The 19,135-nt window shown below is 57.0% G+C and carries 16 protein-coding genes and 1 pseudogene; 7 read left to right on the top strand and 10 right to left on the bottom strand.

The annotated features are described in order from the left end of the window. Positions 1 to 27: 27 nt before the first annotated feature. From RBB44_RS14035 to RBB44_RS14020, 4 genes are all read left to right on the top strand, one after another. The gene (locus RBB44_RS14035) at positions 28 to 846 is read left to right on the top strand and encodes a transglutaminase family protein (RefSeq protein ID WP_133946883.1); all 819 of its coding nucleotides are present in this window, start codon (positions 28 to 30) and stop codon (positions 844 to 846) included. A gap of 85 nt (positions 847 to 931) precedes the next feature. Further along, entirely contained in the window at positions 932 to 1,663 is a 732-nt protein-coding gene (locus RBB44_RS14030; RefSeq protein ID WP_133946882.1) for a proteasome-type protease, read from the top strand. Between the two features lie 86 nt (positions 1,664 to 1,749). Further along, positions 1,750 to 3,177: a magnesium transporter gene (gene mgtE, locus RBB44_RS14025; protein ID WP_306148359.1), complete on the top strand. Its 1,428-nt coding sequence runs from the start codon at positions 1,750 to 1,752 to the stop codon at positions 3,175 to 3,177. A gap of 216 nt (positions 3,178 to 3,393) precedes the next feature. After that, entirely contained in the window at positions 3,394 to 3,696 is a 303-nt protein-coding gene (locus RBB44_RS14020) for a GIY-YIG nuclease family protein (protein WP_306148358.1), read from the top strand. Positions 3,697 to 3,766: 70 nt separating this feature from the next. Here RBB44_RS14020 and RBB44_RS14015 read toward each other — a convergent pair whose 3' ends face one another. Both RBB44_RS14015 and RBB44_RS14010 read right to left on the bottom strand, forming a co-directional pair. Continuing rightward, complete coding sequence (locus RBB44_RS14015) at positions 3,767 to 4,540, bottom strand: ATP12 family chaperone protein (RefSeq protein ID WP_306148357.1); 774 nt, start codon at positions 4,538 to 4,540, stop codon at positions 3,767 to 3,769. Further along, entirely contained in the window at positions 4,540 to 5,220 is a 681-nt protein-coding gene (locus tag RBB44_RS14010) for an HAD-IA family hydrolase (protein ID WP_306148356.1), read from the bottom strand. Before RBB44_RS14010 ends, RBB44_RS14015 begins: the two co-directional genes overlap by 1 nt. A gap of 398 nt (positions 5,221 to 5,618) precedes the next feature. On the opposite strand from RBB44_RS14010, the gene RBB44_RS14005 reads away from it, so the two are divergent. Next, the gene (locus RBB44_RS14005) at positions 5,619 to 6,920 is read left to right on the top strand and encodes a DUF2778 domain-containing protein (RefSeq protein WP_306148355.1); all 1,302 of its coding nucleotides are present in this window, start codon (positions 5,619 to 5,621) and stop codon (positions 6,918 to 6,920) included. 73 nt (positions 6,921 to 6,993) lie between these two features. Beyond that, the gene (locus RBB44_RS14000; RefSeq protein WP_008192193.1) at positions 6,994 to 7,164 is read left to right on the top strand and encodes a hypothetical protein; all 171 of its coding nucleotides are present in this window, start codon (positions 6,994 to 6,996) and stop codon (positions 7,162 to 7,164) included. On the opposite strand, the gene RBB44_RS13995 is transcribed toward RBB44_RS14000, so the two are convergent. From RBB44_RS13995 to RBB44_RS13980, 4 genes are all read right to left on the bottom strand, one after another. Further along, a complete protein-coding gene (locus RBB44_RS13995; RefSeq protein WP_306148354.1) occupies positions 7,161 to 7,946 on the bottom strand; it encodes an inositol monophosphatase family protein in 786 nt (261 codons plus the stop codon). The genes RBB44_RS14000 and RBB44_RS13995 overlap by 4 nt on opposite strands. Before the next feature lie 29 nt (positions 7,947 to 7,975). Then, positions 7,976 to 8,998, bottom strand: coding sequence for an RluA family pseudouridine synthase (locus RBB44_RS13990; protein WP_306148353.1), 1,023 nt, complete (start codon positions 8,996 to 8,998; stop codon positions 7,976 to 7,978). Positions 8,999 to 9,145: 147 nt separating this feature from the next. Further along, positions 9,146 to 9,529: a fluoride efflux transporter CrcB gene (gene crcB / locus RBB44_RS13985; protein WP_306148352.1), complete on the bottom strand. Its 384-nt coding sequence runs from the start codon at positions 9,527 to 9,529 to the stop codon at positions 9,146 to 9,148. 124 nt (positions 9,530 to 9,653) lie between these two features. Next, positions 9,654 to 12,044: a patatin-like protein gene (locus RBB44_RS13980; RefSeq protein WP_306148351.1), complete on the bottom strand. Its 2,391-nt coding sequence runs from the start codon at positions 12,042 to 12,044 to the stop codon at positions 9,654 to 9,656. 470 nt (positions 12,045 to 12,514) lie between these two features. Here RBB44_RS13980 and RBB44_RS13975 point away from each other — a divergent pair. Next, a pseudogene (locus RBB44_RS13975) lies at positions 12,515 to 13,339 on the top strand (adenylate/guanylate cyclase domain-containing protein); the annotation flags it as partial. Positions 13,340 to 13,447: 108 nt separating this feature from the next. Here RBB44_RS13975 and RBB44_RS13970 read toward each other — a convergent pair. The 4 genes from RBB44_RS13970 to rplQ form a co-directional block, all read right to left on the bottom strand. After that, the gene (locus tag RBB44_RS13970; RefSeq protein WP_306148350.1) at positions 13,448 to 14,752 is read right to left on the bottom strand and encodes a replication-associated recombination protein A; all 1,305 of its coding nucleotides are present in this window, start codon (positions 14,750 to 14,752) and stop codon (positions 13,448 to 13,450) included. Positions 14,753 to 14,765: 13 nt separating this feature from the next. Then, on the bottom strand, positions 14,766 to 16,223 hold the full coding sequence (locus RBB44_RS13965) for a DegQ family serine endoprotease (protein WP_371932265.1): 1,458 nt from the start codon (positions 16,221 to 16,223) through the stop codon (positions 14,766 to 14,768). A 132-nt stretch (positions 16,224 to 16,355) separates the two neighbouring features. Beyond that, entirely contained in the window at positions 16,356 to 18,536 is a 2,181-nt protein-coding gene (locus RBB44_RS13960) for a methyl-accepting chemotaxis protein (protein WP_209173840.1), read from the bottom strand. A gap of 168 nt (positions 18,537 to 18,704) precedes the next feature. Next, positions 18,705 to 19,130, bottom strand: coding sequence for a 50S ribosomal protein L17 (gene rplQ, locus RBB44_RS13955; protein WP_306148349.1), 426 nt, complete (start codon positions 19,128 to 19,130; stop codon positions 18,705 to 18,707). Positions 19,131 to 19,135: the final 5 nt, after the last annotated feature.

Here is a 19,135-nt window from a genome sequence, read left to right as displayed (position 1 = left end):
TGTTAACCGAACAATTTCGGAACCGAGATGCGATTATTCGTCCGACATACAACTCGCTACAAATACGATCAACCGCTTGCCAACGCCATGCAGCAGCTTCGGCTCACGCCGGTCGACAATCCTGCGCAACGGATCATTGACTGGAATATCGAAGCGCCCGGCATTGAGCGCGCAACAACCTATTCCGATGCTTTTGACAACATCGTGCATATGGTCTCCCGCGCAGGACCTGTTGAAGACGTCGAAATCACTGCCACCGGCACTGTGGAAACAACGGAAACCAATGGCGTGATCGGCAAAGAAAAGGGTGCGAGCGCACCGGCGCGTATCTACACCCGTGTCACACCCCTCACCCATTCGAACCAGGCGATCCGGAAACTGGCAGCCCTTGCAGAAGTCCCGGATCCGATCGCCGGGTTTCACGAGCTCATGCACGCCATCCGCGACAAGGTCGACTACAAGGTGGGCGTGACAGAGACCCACGCCAGTGCGACGACCGCACTTGCGGCCGGTGAAGGTGTTTGCCAGGACCATGCCCATATTTTCATCGCCGCAGCCCGCTCAATCGGGACACCGGCACGCTATGTGTCCGGGTATTTGCTGCTGGAAGACGAACAGGCCTCGGAGGCGCATCATGCGTGGGCCGAAGTCCGGATCGAGGGCCTTGGCTGGGTTGGTTTCGATGTATCCAACGCTATTTGCCCAACGGAGCGGTATATCCGCTTGACCACGGGCCTCGACTCGCGTTCCGCTGCTCCTATCCGGGGGATCCGTTTTGGCGGGCAGGAAGAAAACCTGCATGTCGAGGTGGATGTGGCGCAAGCTGCGCTTCAGCAGCAACAATAATCGGGTCTTTTTGAATCCGCTTGCCAACGCCGGGAACTGGGACTAAACGGCGTCGGCCAAAATTCGCGGGATCGGGAAGAGCCGTATGACCTATTGCGTTGGAATTAAACTGGACCGTGGCCTTGTGTTGGCTGCCGATACGCGCACCAACGCCGGCATCGACAACATTGCGTCTTTCAAGAAGCTGCATGTCTGGGAAAACACCGGCGAGCGGGTCATCACCTTGCTGTCGTCCGGCAACCTGGCCGTCACACAAGCGGTCGTGTCCCTGTTGAGCGAGCACGCCGACAACTCAAGCGATGAACGCACCACCGTGATGACCGCAAAGACCATGTTCCAGGTCGCGCGTCTTGTCGGCAGCGCCATTCGTGAGGTCAAGGCGATCGATGGTGAGGCCTTGGCCGCGAACGCAGACAACTTCTATGTCAGCTTCATTCTCGGCGGCCAAATCAAGGGTGAAGAACCGCGCCTGTTCCAGGTCTATGCAGCAGGCAACTTCATCGAAGTCGCGGATGACACACCGTTTCTGCAGATCGGCGAGCACAAATACGGCAAACCGATCCTCGATCGTGTCACACGAAAAAACATGCGTCTTGGCGAAGCTGCCAAGATGATCCTCCTGTCCTTTGATTCCACTTTGCGCTCGAACTTGTCCGTCGGCATGCCGATCGACATGCTGCTCTACAACACAGACAGCTTCAACACCGACCGGCAAATTCGCATCGAGCAGGACAACCCGTATTTCCAGAAGCTGTCCCACGGTTGGTCAGAGAAACTTCGCGAAGGTTTTGCCGATCTGGAAGAGTTCGACGTCTAACTGATTTCCGGCACTGCCCGCCTTTGTTAGGGTTCCGTCACATTGAGCTTCTAAAAGCGTGCGGAGACAACCGGAGTCCTGCCTGAATGAGCAAAGCCGACACAATGGCGTCCGCACTTCCAGACTTTGTCTGGACCCGCGAACCGGCCCAGGAACACCTTGACGAGAACGACGCAACGCTGAGCGCCGTGCGCGACATGATCAAGGCCGGGAAACGGCAAGAACTCCTTGATCTATTGAAGCTGTGGGATCCGACCGACGTCATGCAGATGCTGACACGGCTCCGTCTGAAACACGCCCGAAAGCTGTTCAAATGGCTCCCGGCCAATCCGTCGATCAAGGTTGTTGCGGAGCTTAGTCCGGAATTCCGGTCTATTTTGATGGAGGAGTCCACCCTCGATCAGTTCCGGGATATCCTGGCTGGCCTCGACCCGGAAGACGCAATCGAGATCCTCAACGAGTTTCCCGAAGATGCCGCCGATGAGTTGATCACGCGTCTGCCCGATGTGGAAGATATTGCGACGCGTGCCTCTTATGCCGACGACACGGCGGGGCGGGTTATGGCCCGCAAGTTTGTCGCGCTGCCGGAGGCCTGCACGGCCGGGGAAGCCGTCGAACAGATGCGCGCGGAGGCCGACCGTATCCGCAAGGTTTTCACCGTTTATGTCACCGATAAAGACGGCCGGCTGACCGGGACGGTCGAAGTCGGCAAACTCTTGCTGGCCCCAGCAGACGCGCCGTTGTCCAGCATCATGAACCGCGATGTCATCTCAGTCTCAGCCGATATGGATCAGGAAGAGGTTCTGCGCCTCGCCCGAAAACGGGACATGCGAACCGTCCCGGTTGTTGGTGCGGACGGCCATTTGGTGGGGCGGATCACGCCAAAGCAGCTGACCCGGATCGCATCCGATGAAGCAAATGAAGACATGCTCTTGATGAGCGGTGTGTCAGCCGAATCCCGTTCCGATGACACAGTGTTCCGGATCGTCCGGGGCCGCCTGCCCTGGCTGCTTGCCGGACTGATCGGCGCAAGTGTTGCGGCAACTGTTGTTGGTTCCTACGAAGACCAGCTGGCCGAAGCTGCGATCCTGGCGGCTTTCATTCCCGTGACCATGTCCATGGCGGGCAATGCCGGCCTTCAGGCCTCTGCTGTTGCCGTTCAGGGGATCGCCACCGGCGCCCTTTGGTCCGGTGACATTGTGTTCCGGCTGCTCAAGGAATTCCTGGCAGCCCTTTTGAATGGCACTGTGGCGGGCCTTATCCTTGGGACGCTGGTCATGCTCGCCTCTTTCGTCGTGCCGCTTGAAGCGCCGCTCGATCTGGCTTTGGCGACATCACTCTCCTTGTTGTGCGTCACCACGATCGCCGCCATGGTCGGCGCCACCATTCCGATTATTCTCGACAAGATCGGCATCGATCCGGCCATGGCCATCGGTGTCTTCATCACCTCGTCCAATGACGTGCTAGGCGTTCTGATCTTCTTCCTGATGGCAACAACATTCTATCTGGGCTGATGTCCCGGTCGCCCAGGTCTCTGATCCATGCGCCACCTCTGCGAAGGCAGGGGTCTGGTGTTCCAACTCCTAGGGGAAGCTAAGCCGAAAGTCAGTGACACTGTCAGCCTTTGACAGGAATCAGAGCAAGGCCAATTATAGTGGTTACTGGGCCCCTGCCTTCGCAGGGGCGGCAAAAGCGCTTTCCAGGCGTGGAGGGAAGAAACGCCATGACACGTGCGGTCTGAGCGATCGTATTTCGTTTATATCCTAACCAACCGCATCGGCGGAACCTTATACGTCGGGATGACGAATAATCTCATTCGCAGGATGTCCGAACATCGCGACGGCACCGGCTCCATTTTTAGCCGCCAACACAAACTTCATCGACTGATATATTTCGAAATGTTTGATCGCCCGGAAGAGGCTTATCAGCGGGAACACAACATCAAGAAATGGAAAAGAAGTTGGAAGATCCGCTTAATTGAGGAGCATAATCCGCATTGGGTCGATTTGTTTCCCTGCTTGAACACGCATTGACAACTGGCCGCCCCTGCGAAGGCAGGGGCCTAGTAACCACTGAGACCGAGGCCATCAGGGCTATCGAGCCCTAAGCGTTTGCCAGAACAAGAGCGGCCGCATCGAACTCTGAGCGCTTGTATGCGCGGATCTGTTTGGCTTCCGCATCCTCGCCCCAACGCTCTATGTTGAAGTCTTCTTCAACATGGGCGGCAGTCCAGACACTGTCTGCATCCAGGAAACCCTCGCGCAGTGCGAGCGCAAGGAGCGCCGACCCGGTCAACGTGGTGACGGTGTGAAGCCCGGCAAGGCGCAAAGGGCTGTCTTCGCCGATCCTGGTGCGGAACGCGGTCAACAGGGCTGGGTCCTGCGGCGTGTGCATGATGCCTTCGATGAGCACGAACCGTCCGCCAAGTTGATCGCCGGCCCATTCAACCACCGGGTCCCACACACGGCGCTGGGTGTCGCAGAGGCTCTCCGGATCGTCGGCCCGATAGCAAAGCGCATCATTTCCGGCAAACCCGGTGATGTCATCCGCGACGTCGCCAAATCGCTTGGCAACTGCATCTTGAGCCGAGTTGGCAATCCGGGTCAGCGGCATTCGGGCCGGATTGATTTCCTTCTCCTGAGCCTCCCACTCCGCGGCAACAGCAGCGCCCAAGACTTCGGTTGGCAGCAAAAGTGTCGACTTGGCCGGCGTCTTGACTGGACGCCCATCCAGATGAATGGCAAAACCATCATCTGTTTCAACGTGTTCGGCGCTCTTGTAGAATCTCTTTGGCAGCTCGCGGCGGGACAGTTCCCGGGCCCGTTGCTCCGGATCCTTCACCGCATCTTCATGCAATGCTTCAAGATAATCACGCATCACACTGCTTCCTCTGTAATTTCCAATATCTCATCGATTGCCACACCGAGCTCATCGAAAGTATCGACGATCCGCTCCGCGCCCTCACTTACCAACTGGCTGTGATCATGGTAGCCCCAAGTCACACCGATCGCATGGACCCCGGCAGACCGCGCCATGGCCATATCAAACCCGGTATCGCCGATCATGACCGTCTTTATGGCTTCTGCACCTGTTTCCCGCATAGCCCGTTCGATCATGTCCGGATGCGGCTTTGACGGGGATGTGTCCGCGGTCTGGATGGTGATGAAGCGTCCATGCAGATCATGAACATCCAGCATGTACCGAACCCCGCGCATCGCCTTGCCTGTTGCAATACCAAGCAAAACATCAGGCCGTGCATGCAGCCGATCGATCGCTTCACGGGCGCCCGGATACAACGGATCAAGGTCCAGCCCGGACGTCCGCCGCGCGATTTTTTCCGTCCGGTAAGCGTCCGCCATTTGCGCGACCAGATGCGTGTGATCTGGACCAACAAGATCCTGAAACGCCTCTTCCAGCGACCGCCCCACTATTGACAGGATGGTCTTTCGATCGGGAGCTGGGAGCCCGACAGCGGAAAACGCTGTTTCGAAGCCATGCACGATGGTGTTCTGGCTATCGAGAAGCGTGCCATCGACGTCAAATATGATCAGGTACATTAGGATCCATGTCCGTTGGGTCCACCAATTGGCCGCATGTGCCGGGTTTTCCAGCCAGGGTCAAGCGGTCTGGGACATATTTTGGCCCGCATTTGCAGTCAAATGGCGCGCTGCCGGATAGAGCATTTTTTCCCGCCCCTGCAGAAGTTGCCGGGTTCCTCCACAGAACCGACCCTCCCGGGCGAGCAATTTTGGATATCGCGGAAAACAAACGGGCACTTCGCGGACACCTCAGTCAAGGTGGTCTGAGTTTCGAGTGCGCCACGCCCCGGCCGAAACGGCAAAAAATCGCCGTATGGTTAAAAGTTTATATAAACGCCTCAGGCAAGCTTGACGGGCGAGTATCAGTAAACATTGCCGTGTGATTCGATCTGCGGCCTCAGGGAAATACGTGCTTTATGCCAAAGACACACCAGTCCACGCCCAAGGCGCACACTCCGGTATCCAAGCAAAGCAGCTTCGGCGGCCATCTTTTGACAATCGGTGCGGTTACAGTCCTCGCCGGTGCTCTCGCCATCAAGGCGGCACTGCCTGCCCTGCAAGGCACAGCTGAGCATAAGGCAGTCGCGCTCACTCCAATCAAGGCTACGGTGCAGGTTGCCAAGGCCGAAGATGCTAACCACACGGTTCGTATCGCAACGTCGATCCAGGTACCGGACTTTCCTACAAACGATCGCACTTCTTTAGACGCCGTGGACAAGGCAAGGAGTACCCCGGCTACGGCACAGCGACTGCCAACACAGGACCAAGAGAACGTCGCCAAGGTGGCCCTCGCACAACGCCTTGCGTCCCTAAACCTCCGCTATGCGCTTTTGGCGAGCAGGCCTGCCAAAAACGAGGATGTTTATGGTCCATCCGCTCCAGCTGGTAGCAACACTCTGACGGCTGAAGCAACCGCGCCAGCAGGACTAGCTGCCGACACAGCTGACCCGGAAACGGTCGTTGCGGGCCTTAGAGAACCGGCCGATATCACGGCAGATCCGTCAACGGTCGATGCCTTGCCGATGATCGACGCGGAAACTGCGACTGTTCAGGTGGCAAGCCTGTCGCCATCAAATGCGCTGCCTGTCCCCGGTATGCGCCCGAAACCGTTGGTTCGAACGAAACCCGGCGCAATTTCAAAGCCCTCCTCTGTACCAAACACGCGCCAGACCAATCAGGCGCCTGTCTTGGCATACGCCAAGCCGCAAGAACCGGGTGGGGAAGATTCACCGTTCAGCGGCCTTGGAAAACTGTTTAACGGCAAAGGTGGCGGCTTGCCGGGACGAAGCAGCAAAATCGCGGTGTATGACATCAGCGCAGCTGTCGTTCACATGCCGGATGGCAGCAAGCTGAAGGCAAATTCCGGCATCGGACACCGGATGAACAAACCCAAATACGCCTATGTGAAGAACCTCGGCCCCACGCCGCCGAACGTTTACAAGTTGCGGATGCGCGAGCGGCGTTTCCATGGGGTCGAAGCGATCCGGATGCTGCCCTACGACGTTGCTGCCATGCGCGGCCGTGACGGTATGTTGGCGCACTCTCCGCTTCTTCGGCGCAGCAAGGGCTCGCATGGCTGTGTTGCGTTCACGCACTACGACAAGTTCCTGAGAGCCTTCAAACAGGGCAAGGTCAAAACGATGATCGTCGTGCCTGACATGAGCAAACTGCCGAAATACATGGCGCTCTACAACGAACGGAAATACGCCTCCAGATAGCGTGCTTGTGGTCTGTCAGTTGATTGGGTATGGGTTTTAGGCATCTCCAAACGAAGCCTGCCCGGAGCCATCCTTGACCAAAATAATCGCGCTATTCTTGATCCTGGTGGCTGCAATCCAGGTGATCAAGCCCCTCGGCTGGCCAGGCCTTAAGAAGCGGTCCGATGCCTGGAAACTGGCCGCCGGCGTGGTCGCCGTCACCATCGGATCCGTTATTCTGACCGCACTGTTTCAGGGACTTTAAGTCCGCCCTGGAAGGAGATCCAATACCGTTTCATGAAGCCGCGTTGAGCCTGAGGCAACAATTGCACCTCGTGACGACAGCGATAACGGAGCGCCACTCCAATCCGTGATGCTTCCCCCCGCCTCTTCAACGATTGGGACCAGCGCACAAATATCGAACGGATCAAGGTCCGGACCGTTCAGACATACGTCCACCATACCCCGCGCCAAGGCACCGTAGGCCAGACATCCGCCATCAAACCCCGTCATGGCGCCTTTGCTGTTCAAAGCTTCAAAGCCACTCCGGCTCTCACCGCAAAACGAATTCGGATTGGCCAGCGACAGGACCGCGTGATCCAAGTCTGTGTCTTTGCGGCTGGTGATGCACCGGCCGTTCAAGGTCGCCCCACCGCCCTTGATCCCACAATACCGGATATGTCCCATCGGTTGATCGATGACGCCTATGACAGGTTTCCCGTGGTGGCAGAGCGCAATCAGGACACCGAAGTTGAGCAGCCGGGCACCAAACTGCCGTGTTCCGTCAATCGGGTCCAGGACCCAGACAAACTCCTTGTCGAGATCTTCTGCACCAAACTCCTCGCCGAGGACGCCATGGTCCGGATGACGGTGAGCGATCAGATCACGGAGCCGGTGTTCGACAGCTGTATCTGCTTCAGTCAAGGCAGAACGGTCGGCCTTGTAAGAAACCGCGCCCTCACTGAACCAAGCTGTCCGCACGATTTCACCTGCGGCATCAGCTAGGTCATGAGCGGTCCGGCCAAACTCGGCCAGGTGATCAACCATGTCCAAACTCTGGCATGAAAGAAACGGCCCTAGCGCTTGATGACGTTCTCATCCGGATCATCTATTTCCGGATCATAGTCGGTCGCATCAAAGCCCAGGAGGTTCCAGGTCTGCTGCATGTGCGGCGGGAGCGGTGCGGACACATCGATTTTTCCGTGGCCGGAGGGGTGCGGAATGACGATCCGCCGCGCCAAGAGATGCAAACGGTTCTGGATACCGCCCGGCAGCTCCCAGTTTTCGATGTTGAAATACTTGTCGTCCCCGATGATCGGGTGACCGATATGAGCTGCATGCGCGCGTAGCTGGTGTGTCCGGCCCGTAATCGGCTTCATCGTGACCCATGAGAGTTTCTGGCCGGATTTTTCGAAGACGGAGTAGAGCGAGACTGCGTGTTGCGCATCATCCGCACCGCCTTGGCGAACCACCTGCATACGCTCTTCTTCTTCATCGCGAGCGAGGAAGGTTGAAATCCGTCCCTGATGAGGCTTCGGAACACCGGCGAGGATTGTCCAATACACCTTGCGCGTATTGCGATGCCGGAACGCCTTGGTCAGTTCCTGGGCCGCCTGACGGGTCCGCGCAACAAGAATGATCCCTGAGGTTTCCCGGTCAAGCCGGTGGACCAAGCGCGGCTTGTTGCCCTTTTGATCGGTAAAGGCATCCAGCATGCCATCCAGGTGGCGCTTCAAACCCGAACCACCCTGAACCGCAAGACCAGCCGGCTTGTTGAGGACCATGACCTGGTTGTCCTCATAGAGCAGCATGTCCTCGATTGCCTTTTTGTCGTCGGCAATCAACTTGGTCGATTTCGGCCGGGCGTTTTTCTTGTCATCCGCCGGCAGTTCAACACCGAGCGGTGGAATGCGGATAATCTGCCCTTTGGCGATCCGCGTGTTGCTTTCCACGCGCTTGCCATCCACCCGCACCTGTCCGGTCCGCAGCAGTTTTTGCAAGCGGCCAAAACCCAATCCGGGATAATGGGCCTTGAACCAACGGTCGAGGCGCATGCCCGCCTCATCAGCGGTCACTTTTTTCTGTTCAATCGCGGACATTTTTGGACTCGTTCAGCTGCAGCTTGAATGTGCTGCGCTCGATCTGGGCCTTCGCGGCGTCGCAAAGGCAAAACAAACATCCCGCCGCGTATAGGCGGATTTGGGCCGAAAGGAAAGGAAAACGTGCAGGCAGGCAACCCGATGGCCTCAAGTTCCGCCAATGCGCATAACTGCAAGACCGGCGAACACCGCAACAATAGAGAGCACGACAGAGCCAACCACATAGATCAAGGCCAGCATTGTATCGCCCCGCTCCCACAGTACCGACGTATCGAGAGAAAAAGCGGAAAAGGTCGTAAAGCCGCCGAGAAGACCAGTTGCAAGGAAATATCGCAGTGGTTGCAGGTGTGCGGCCTCATGCTTGACCAACCAGCCAATAAAAAGCCCCATGGCCAGCGAACCGATCACATTCACCGCTAGTGTGCCAACCGGAAATCCGGGGCCAAACAACCGGAGGGTTGCCATCGACACGAGATGCCTTCCGCCAGCGCCAATACCGCCACCGATCATAACCAGTAGGAGATGATACAAACCAATCCGCCCTGTTCCGTTATCTACTTTCAGTCTTTGCCGGACCGGCGCCTTAAATCAACCATGACGTCTGGTTTCTTGCACACCAAAAGGCCGTTGCAGCTCACGGGCGGCGAGAGTTGCGTCACACATTCTCCGCGACATGGGCAAAGTCAGGGTAGATCGACCGGACCAATGCATCCACGCGGTCGAGTTCTTCGGGAATGTTCGCCAATTTTTCCCGTTCCTCGTCCAATATGGCCAGAAAGACCCGCGCGCGCGCCTGGTTCACCTGGTGTTGAGGCAACGTGGTTTCGCCGACAGCTGAGAGAATGACGCTGACCAGCCGGTCGGCAGCGTTGAGCCTGCCCCATAGATAGTCATGCTCGCGCCAGGACCTGTTGAAGAATGCGCCAAACATGTTGAGCTGTTTTCCCTTGAGCTCAAACCCGTCGGTGTAGAGGCTTTCGGCATCCTTCGGACTGATCCGGTCGACAAGGATCTCCGTGACTTCCGAAAAGTCGTTCCGCTGCAGGACCGGGAATGTGATCAGGTCATAAAAGCCGAAGCCAATATAGGCTTGGAGAAGTGCCCGATGCCGGTCCTTGTCCAGCGCCCCTCCTGCTGCCTCGGCAAAGAGTTCGTCCTGCAACCGATCCAGATCAGCCAGCCCCATCATGCCGCTCAGCTGATCTATCATTTGTTCTAGCGATTGAGCACACGACACTGATGCGGGTTCTCGAGCACAGAGCTCGTGGGCCGACTGCACAAATTGCCCTCCGTAGAACCGCTCCTGCCAACGCCACGACAAATGATCAACCTGCTCGTAAAGAAGGCCCTTCAGCCGGTCCAGGGCGGCGGTGTCTGGCGGTGGCAGTTTGGAAGTGCGATCGTAGTTGTAGAACTCGTTCAGCTTGCGAATAACAAACCGCAGGCGGCGGATCCGATAGTCGACGTCCAGCCCTTTCAGAAGTGCAATCACCGCCGGGTCGCTTCTGCCAAGCTCATCCGGACGATCAGATGGCAAGCTCAGAAAGTGATTGTAGAATTGGTTGAGCAGCCGTTCTTCCTGGCGAGTCCCATTCTGGTTTTTATCGAAGGCTGTTACCAAGGTGGCTAGCCGTTCTGCCAGTGCATGCAGTTTCAAGGACTGATAGTTCAGAAAGGCAAATCCGGCCTGCTCAAATGCCTTGACCGTCGCCTGTTTCCGGCAACGCGACACGACATCGGGCGTGATGGCCCGCCAGCTTGGCAAAATCCCGGACACGGCCTGTTCCACGATCGGGTTGGCGGTGTCGATCAATTTCGCCAGCCACCGGCTGCGGCGGTTGTTTTGCTCCAGTTCTTTGAGATCATCCCCGATCGGCTCATTGCGAGGGATGTGGGCTAGCGATGCCAAAATAACCCGGAAAAAGCCGGGCAATTCAGTGACACCCCTCTCCTCGGTCGCGTATTCAAGCGGGGTTGGATCGACATACAATAACCGCCGCGACACCTCTCTTGCCGCAGGGCGATCCTTGATGACATCGATCACTGGCGCGAAAGGTTTGTTCATCACCACACTGCCGTCCACAAAACAGTGACGCGAGGTCGTGTCATCATCGAGATGAAGTGCCCGGGACAAGAATCGGTCGCGATTGGCCCAGCGTTCCTTGCGGCGGGTGAGAACACGATCCATCTCAGCAATCGTTGCCGGGGGAAAGGCCCCGGGAAACGACGATGTGGCACGAGCCGCGAACACCAATTCCGGAATGCTTTTTTCGTCGAATTGGCTGTCAATGAAATGGTTCGACCGATGCGAAGCACGGAAATGCAGAATGCGCCGGTGATCCCACTCCTCCACATAATCCGGATCATCCAGCAAAATGCGCCGTTTGATACCGTTGTAATCGGTGATCGTCACAAAGAGATCGAGGGTTTGCCCCCTCGGAATCAAGGTTCGTTCCGCTGGCCGTTTGATCTCCATCTTTTGGCTTGCATCGAGCATCCAGCCGATGAACCGTTCCCCGGAAAACGGCGGAGAAAACCATCGTGACTGCATAAACTGGCGCAGCTTTTCACGTGTTTCAGGATCTTCAACCCGCCGGGAAAGCCGCGCAGAGACCAACCGGTCCAGCATCGGTGACACCGACATCTTGAAGTATCGGGACAGTCCGTTCTGGGGCCGGGCAAGGCGGGTCACATCCGCATTTTTCAGCCACATCTCACTATGACTGTCCAGCGGCAGATCGTGGGCGATTGCGCGCCCGAGCATGATCCCGTTGACCCCACCCGCAGAGGCCCCGGCAATCGCGTCAACGACAACGCGTATGTCCGCCTTAGGCGACAAGAGATTGAGTAGGTCTTCATAGGCAGCCTGGGACGGCGCCATGTGCTGCGCCCTGTCCGGCTTGTCGCCATTTTTGGTTTTCCGGTCTGCGCGATAAGACGACGCCCGCACCAAATTCAGAATTTCACGGCTCACACCATGCATGTAGATGGCGAGGGACACCCCGCCGTACAAAACAAGCGCAAGTCTGAGCTCGACTTCCTTCATGGGATTGATTCGGTCCTTCTATCCAAATGCTACCGCAGATCGGCGCCCGTATCATTCATGTTGGCATTCGCCCCGCCCCTCTTAAGAATCTATCAGGCGTTTCTTATTCAAACCTGTTCACAGATGGTTTTTCGGAGCTGGCGTACCGCTTTCCCCTTAGAAACTCGTGCAAATTAATCTGCAGCGTTTTAGATTGCTGATAGGCAAGGCCATTGGCGCCAACAGCCATTCAACCGCGGCGAACCGCCGGTGTGGATCAAGCGTTTATGGAAGATACGAAAAGCATCAAATCGGAGGACCGCGCCAAAGCGCCCAATAAGACGCGGTCGAAATCCGGTTCGGAATTGCAAAAGCTCCGCAAGGACAATGCTGCCCTTCGGGCGGAGCTGGATGATCTGACACTGCTTTATGAAGCAACGATTGAGCACAGTGAGGCAATCGAGGATCAGCTTGCTGGCCAGACCGCCAAGCTCGAAGTGCTCTCCGGCAAGCTTTCGAAATACCTCTCTCCGCAGGTCTACAAGTCGATTTTCGAAGGGCGGCAGGACGTCAAAATTGCTTCGACGCGCAAGAAGCTCACCGTTTTCTTCTCCGATATCGCCGAGTTCACTGAGACCGCCGACCGGCTGGAATCGGAAGAGCTTACGGCTCTTCTCAATCACTATCTGACAGAGATGTCGAACATCGCGCTCAAACACGGTGCGACCATCGACAAATATGTCGGCGATGCAATCCTGATCTTCTTCGGGGACCCGGAAACAAAAGGCGCGCGCGAAGATGCCCTCGCCTGTGTTCGGATGGCGATTGAAATGCAAATCCGCATGAGTGAATTGCAGGCGGATTGGCGCAAGGCTGGGATTTCCAAACCGCTGAAATGCCGGATGGGCATCCACACCGACTACTGCACCGTTGGCAACTTCGGCAGTGAGGACCGTCTGGACTATACGATCATCGGCCGGGGTGTGAACATTGCTTCCCGCCTCGAGAGCTTGGCAGCACCCGGGGCGATCACGATTTCCTTTGAAACCTACTCACAGGTCAAAGACCATATCGTTTGCCGGGAAACCGGCGATGCCACCGTCAAGGGGATCGCCTATCCGATCACAACCTTTGAAGTGCTGCGCGAAGAGATGCAGGAAGATTTTCAGTCGGCGGACAAGCTCATGGACATGTCCAAACAGCTTGAGGATCTTGCTTTCGAACTGCCGTCGGAAATTGGCAGCAAAGAGCGTGAAAGCCTTGTGTCTTCGTTGAAAAATGCCTTGGCGCGCCTCAACGAGGCTGATGACAAATAGATCCGCTAGATCAACAGGCGTTAAAACGGGATCGATTTCACGCCCGAAGCTGATCACTCATAAAGTGGTCGAGCATCTTGGGGCGTTTTCATCAAAACGACCGATGCTCTAACTGCGGTCCTTGCGCAACTTGTCCCAATACTCCAGGCGCTTCCGCAGATCCCGTTCAAAACCGCGTTGCGGCGGATCGTAATAAGTCTTGCGGCCCATATCTTCCGGGAAATAATTCTGACCGGAAAAGCCGTCTGGCGCGTCATGGTCATATTGATAGCCGTCGCCATATCCTTCCTGCTTCATCAGCTTGGTCGGCGCATTCAAGATATGCTTGGGCGGCAGAAGAGACCCGCTGGTCTTGGCATCCCGCATCGCAGCCTTATAGGCGGTGTATGCTCCGTTGGATTTTGGCGCAGTCGCCAGATAGATCACGCACTGAGCAAGCGCGAGCTCACCTTCCGGCGAGCCAAGCATCTGGTAGGCGTCCCGGGCAGCATTTGCCTGAACCAGCGCATTGGGATCCGCAAGACCGATATCTTCAACCGCCATCCGGATCAGGCGCCGGGCGAGATACATCGGATCTTCGCCGCCATCCAGCATCCGGCAAAACCAATAAAGGGACGCGTCCGGATCGGATCCACGCACCGATTTGTGCAGGGCTGAGATGAGATTGTAATGGCCGTCTGCGCTCTTGTCGTAAATCGGGGCCCGGCGCTGCACGATTTCCTGCAGGCGTTCAGCATCGAACACCTCATCTTCGGCAGACGCCCGCCAGACATCTTCTGCCAGCGTGAGCGCGGAACGCCCATCACCATCCGCCATGCGAATGAGGACCCCACGCGCTTCGTCATCTAGCGGCAGCTTGCGCTCTTCCACCTCCTCAGCGCGCGCCAGAAGCTGTTCGATCGCTTCCTTGTTGAGCGACTGAAACGTCATCACGTGCGAGCGTGATAGAAGAGCCGCATTGAGCTCAAAAGACGGGTTTTCCGTGGTCGCTCCAACAAGCGTGATCGTTCCGTCTTCCATCACGGGCAGGAAACTGTCCTGCTGAGCTCTGTTGAAGCGGTGGATCTCATCGACGAACAAGAGAGTTGCCCGCCCGCCCATGCGCCGGGCACGGGCGGCTTCGAACACTTTCTTGAGATCAGCAACACCTGAAAAGATGGCCGAGATCTGCTCGAATGCCAGATCAGTCTCGTTGGCAAGCAGCCGTGCAATCGTGGTTTTTCCGGTGCCTGGAGGTCCCCAGAAGATCAGGGAACCGAGCGTCCGGGTTTTCAGCATCCGGGACAGCGTCCCCTCTGGTCCCAGCAAGTGGTCCTGCCCGACAACGTCTTCCAACCGTGCCGGACGCATGCGATCTGCCAACGGACGCGGCGCAGACGCAGCCAAACCAGAAGCTTCGAACAGATCACTCACGTACTTTGCCTGACTATCTCAGAACGATTTGGGACACCTTGCCGTCCCGTTCGATATCAAGACGCCAGATACGCGGTGGTGTCTTCGTGATCGTCTCCAGCATGCGCGTGCTGTCGATCGACTGGTTGTTGATCGCGCGGACGATATCGCCTGGACGCAGGCCAACACGGTCTGCCTGACCACCTCTGCGCACCTCTGCAATGATCACGCCTTCCGGCAGCCCGTCGAGCCCAAGCTCCTGAGCAACCGCGGGCGACAGGTTCATAACAGTCGCCCCCTCAAAGGGCGAAAACTCAAGCAGTTCGCGAGTGTCCCGAGGAATGGTCTCTGGGGCCGGTTGCAAGCTGATGGATACGGTCTCCTCCCGGCCGGACCGCAGCACCGTAAACTCGGCACGTTCTCCGATCATCTTGGTCGCAAAGCGATAGCCGAATGCATTCGGGTCAATCACTTCCTTGCCGTCAATCGCGACAACCAGATCACTTACACGCAGATCAGCTTCATGGGCCGGGGAGCCGTCAAACACAGCGGTCACCAAAACCCCTTTTGGCCGGTCGAGAGACAAAGCTTCTGCAATTTCCGCACTGACCAGCTGGACAGTTGCTCCGAGCCAGGGCCGCTGAACCTTGCCACCCTGGTCTGCGGCGCGGGCAACATAGCGCGCCATATGCGCCGGGATCGCAAAACCGATGCCGTTCGACCCGCCAGAGCGCGAGAAAATCGCGGTATTGATCCCAACCAGCTTGCCCGTCATGTCAATCAGTGCGCCGCCGGAATTGCCCGGGTTGATCGCTGCATCGGTTTGAATGAAAAACTGGTAGTCCGTCACACCGACCTGCGTTCGCGCAAGCGCGGAGACGATCCCTTGCGTCACGGTCTGGCCAACTCCGAACGGATTGCCAATCGCTAGAACGATGTCCCCGACTTCCAGCAAGTCCGCATCCGCGAATTCGACATGCTCAAAAGGGCCGCCTTCACGGATTTTCAACACCGCCAAATCTGTCTGCTCGTCCATCAGAACAATGTCCGCATCAAATTCACGCCGGTCATTCAGCGCAACCCGGACTTCATCAGCGCCTTTGATCACGTGATGGTTGGTGATCACCGTTCCATCCGCTGAAATAATCACGCCGGAGCCGAGGGAAGATTCAACCCGTTCACGCGGCTGGCCAAATCCGCCATTCGGTTGGCCGAAGAAGCGCCGGAAAAACGGATCGTCAAAGAACGGTGACAGCTGCTGGCGCTGAACCACCTTGCGGCTCGCATAAACATTCACAACGGCGGGAGCGACTTTCTTCACCAGGGGCGCAAAGGACAGCTTGATTTGCGCAGCGCTGTCCGGAACAAGACGCAAGTCTGAAGGCGTCGGCTGTTGCGCCTGTGCCGCAGCTGATCCAATCCAGAGCAATGCCAACAGACCTGCGGTAATGGCTTTCGTGCCGGACCTAGCCCGCGTTCCCAACAGACCCATGAACACTTCCCTTTTCCCGATTCTTATATCTTCAAGATGCTTACACGGCAGATAGGGAAAAATGGAGGCAAATACAAAAAGAAAAGCCGCGGACCCTGCCCGCGGCTTTTCAACTTGTCATGAGTTCTGAGATCAGGCGGAGCGCACTTGATGCAGGAACTTGCGCACTTCTTCATCGAGATGCTCTGCCTGGCTGGCCATGGCAACAGCTTCTTCGGAGAAGGATGTCGCGGCGCCGTTTGTCTGTTCGGACAGGGACGACACGTTCTGGACATCCTGAGAGACCTGAGATGTCCCGCCGGCAGCACGCTGAGTGTTTTCGGCAATGCCTTGGGTCGCGTAGCTCTGCTCGGTGACAGCTGCAGCAACTTCACTGACGGATTGGGTGATCTCGTCGATGGTCTTCTGAATGTCACCGATCGCACCGACCGCGTCATCCGTCGCACCGCGGATCGCATCAATCTGCTGCTGGATCTCGCCGGTTGCCTTACCGGTTTGAGCTGCAAGGTCCTTAACCTCGGAAGCAACAACCGCAAAACCCTTACCGGCTTCCCCTGCCCGCGCCGCTTCGATCGTCGCGTTGAGGGCAAGAAGGTTGGTCTGGTCTGCAATGTCGCTGATGAGCGTGACAACTTCGCCGATCCGGTTGGCCGCTTCTGCAAGCGACTTCACGGTATGGTTGGTTGTCTGGGCCCGGCGGGTCGCATCTGCTGCAACACTGGAAGACCGCTCGATCAGGGTCGAGATTTCCTGAATGGAGCTGGACAGCTGATCGGACGCTGCTGCAATGGATTCCACTTCAGACAGGGTCTCTTTCGACATCTCGGCTGCTTTAGACGATGTCTCGCCAGCGCTTTCTGTCATCTGGCGCATGTTGTTGGCAGATTCGCGCAAGGAAGCAGCGGACTGAGCCACCTTGTCGACCACTGTACCGACGGTCGATTCAAAGTCGCCGGCAAGGCTTGCCAGCATTTCCTGCCGCTGCGCGGCCTGACGTTCTGCTGTTTCGGCCTGGTCTGCAGCGCGCTGCTCGTTTTCTTCGGCTGCGTTCTGACGGATCTGCAGGACAGCACGGCCAATGTCACCGATTTCATCTTTCCGGCGAGCCGCGGTGATTTCCGCGTTGAGATCACCTTCCGCGATTGCGTTCAGCGCGCCGACCAGTGTCGTCAGCGGCTTGGTGATGTTGCGAGAGAAGAAGATCGCGACAACAGCCGCAATGGCGATTGCGATCAACGACCAGGTGACCATGGAGTTCCGCATGGCTGTCACGCTGGCAAAGGTTTCTTCAACGGTCTTTTCAGCAACAACCGCCCACTGACGTCCCTGGAAGGTCAAAGGCTTTGCGACCATCAAACGATCAACACCATCGGGTCCGGCCTCGATGCCGGCTTTTTCAACACCGTTGAGCGCTGACGCGACAACATCCCCGCTGTTCATCTCGTTAAGTGCTGTAGCACTATCTGAAAGTGGCTTGTTGGAAAGTGTGTAGCCTTCGGCGTTGACGACAAAAGCCTGGCCCGTTGTGCCGAGATCGGCGCGTGAGGAAACCACGTTATCGAGCACACCGGCATCGATCCGGATGGCAACCACGCCACCGAAGGAGATATCGCCGAAGGTATTTACGAACACCGGCGCTGCCACAAACATCGACGCGGAGTTGCCACCCGGCGCGTAGACTTCGAAGTTGCTGACTGCGACCTGGCCGGCTTCGACTTCCTTGGCCATTTCGAAAGCGGTTTGCAGACCTGTGTTGCCGCCACCGACTTCAGTCACCGGAAAAAGAAACTCATCGCCCTTGGCAACCGAGTACATGACCAGGCCGTTCGGATCCATGAGATAGACGTCGCCGTAACCACCCTTTTTCCAGATAGAGGCGAAGGAGCCGTGAATTTCGGAGTGGCGCCATGAGTACATGGACTTGTGGTCATCGCCCATCTTTTGAGCGCGCTCTTCAGCGGTGGCACCTGCCTTGTAGTAATCGAAGATTTCCTGGCGCTGCTTCTCCAGGTTCATGGTGGCGTTGGTCATGTTGACCAAGGCTTCCCCAATACCGGCACCCGTCGCCACATTGACAATTTCATTTTCGATGGAAGCAAGACGCGCTTCGAGCAATGCCGACTTGGCATTGACGACCATACCGAGTTCGCCTTCTGCGGCTTCGCGCAGACCGTCTCGTGCATTGAAGAAACCGATCACGCCGACTGCCGTACATGCACCGATCGTCAGGAAAACCATGAGCGCCGGTATCAAAAATGACAAACGAATAGACGGCCATTTGCTGGCCTTGGATGAGGAAGCTGAGTGGGTCAAAGTAATTCTCCTGGTCCCCCCGCGAGACATATTGGAAAAACTACCGAACGACCGTTAAAGTATTGATAATTCGCGAGTTACAATTCCGCCCGCGACCTTCATTAAGCCCTCCGAAACAAAAAAGGCAGACCCGAAGGCCTGCCTTTTCTTGAACGTTGTAGGCTCGACTTACGCTGCGTTTTCAGCCGCTTCTTCAGCTTCAACACGTGCCCGGTCGTCAGCGCCGCGTGCTTCCGGATCCCGGTCAACCAGCTCGATGACAGCCATCGAAGCGTTGTCGCCATAGCGGAAACCAGCTTTCAGAACGCGGGAGTAACCGCCTTCGCGGTCCTTGTAGCGATCACCAAGCGTGTCAAACAGCTTCTTGACCATAGCAACGTCGCGAATCTGCGAGATTGCCTGGCGGCGTGCGTGAAGATCACCGCGCTTGCCCAAAGTGATGAGCTTGTCGATGATCGGCTTCATTTCTTTAGCCTTCGGCAGGGTCGTGACGATCTGTTCGTGCTTGATCAGCGACGCTGCCATGTTTGCGAACATAGCCTTGCGGTGGCTAGCGGTCCGGTTGAGCTTGCGGCCGGATTTACCGTGGCGCATGGCCC

This window comes from Roseibium sp. MMSF_3247 (assembly GCF_030733765.1).
Classification (GTDB): domain Bacteria; phylum Pseudomonadota; class Alphaproteobacteria; order Rhizobiales; family Stappiaceae; genus Roseibium.
The sequence above is the reverse complement of the archived record's forward strand: the minus strand, read 5'-3'. Positions and strand labels throughout refer to the sequence as shown.

Excerpts from the sequence above, each read along its gene's own strand:
- rplQ (WP_306148349.1), bottom strand. The coding sequence starts at position 19,130 with ATGCGCCACGGTAAATCCGGCCGCAAGCTCAACCGGACCGCTAGCCAC.
- RBB44_RS14030 (WP_133946882.1), top strand. The coding sequence starts at position 932 with ATGACCTATTGCGTTGGAATTAAACTGGACCGTGGCCTTGTGTTGGCT.
- RBB44_RS14035 (WP_133946883.1), top strand. The coding sequence starts at position 28 with ATGCGATTATTCGTCCGACATACAACTCGCTACAAATACGATCAACCG.
- RBB44_RS13995 (WP_306148354.1), bottom strand. The coding sequence starts at position 7,946 with ATGGTTGATCACCTGGCCGAGTTTGGCCGGACCGCTCATGACCTAGCT.
- RBB44_RS14010 (WP_306148356.1), bottom strand. The coding sequence starts at position 5,220 with ATGTACCTGATCATATTTGACGTCGATGGCACGCTTCTCGATAGCCAG.
- RBB44_RS13965 (WP_371932265.1), bottom strand. The coding sequence starts at position 16,223 with ATGGGTCTGTTGGGAACGCGGGCTAGGTCCGGCACGAAAGCCATTACC.
- RBB44_RS13980 (WP_306148351.1), bottom strand. The coding sequence starts at position 12,044 with ATGAAGGAAGTCGAGCTCAGACTTGCGCTTGTTTTGTACGGCGGGGTG.
- RBB44_RS13990 (WP_306148353.1), bottom strand. The coding sequence starts at position 8,998 with ATGTCCGCGATTGAACAGAAAAAAGTGACCGCTGATGAGGCGGGCATG.
- RBB44_RS14015 (WP_306148357.1), bottom strand. The coding sequence starts at position 4,540 with ATGCGTGATTATCTTGAAGCATTGCATGAAGATGCGGTGAAGGATCCG.
- mgtE (WP_306148359.1), top strand. The coding sequence starts at position 1,750 with ATGAGCAAAGCCGACACAATGGCGTCCGCACTTCCAGACTTTGTCTGG.
- RBB44_RS14005 (WP_306148355.1), top strand. The coding sequence starts at position 5,619 with ATGCCAAAGACACACCAGTCCACGCCCAAGGCGCACACTCCGGTATCC.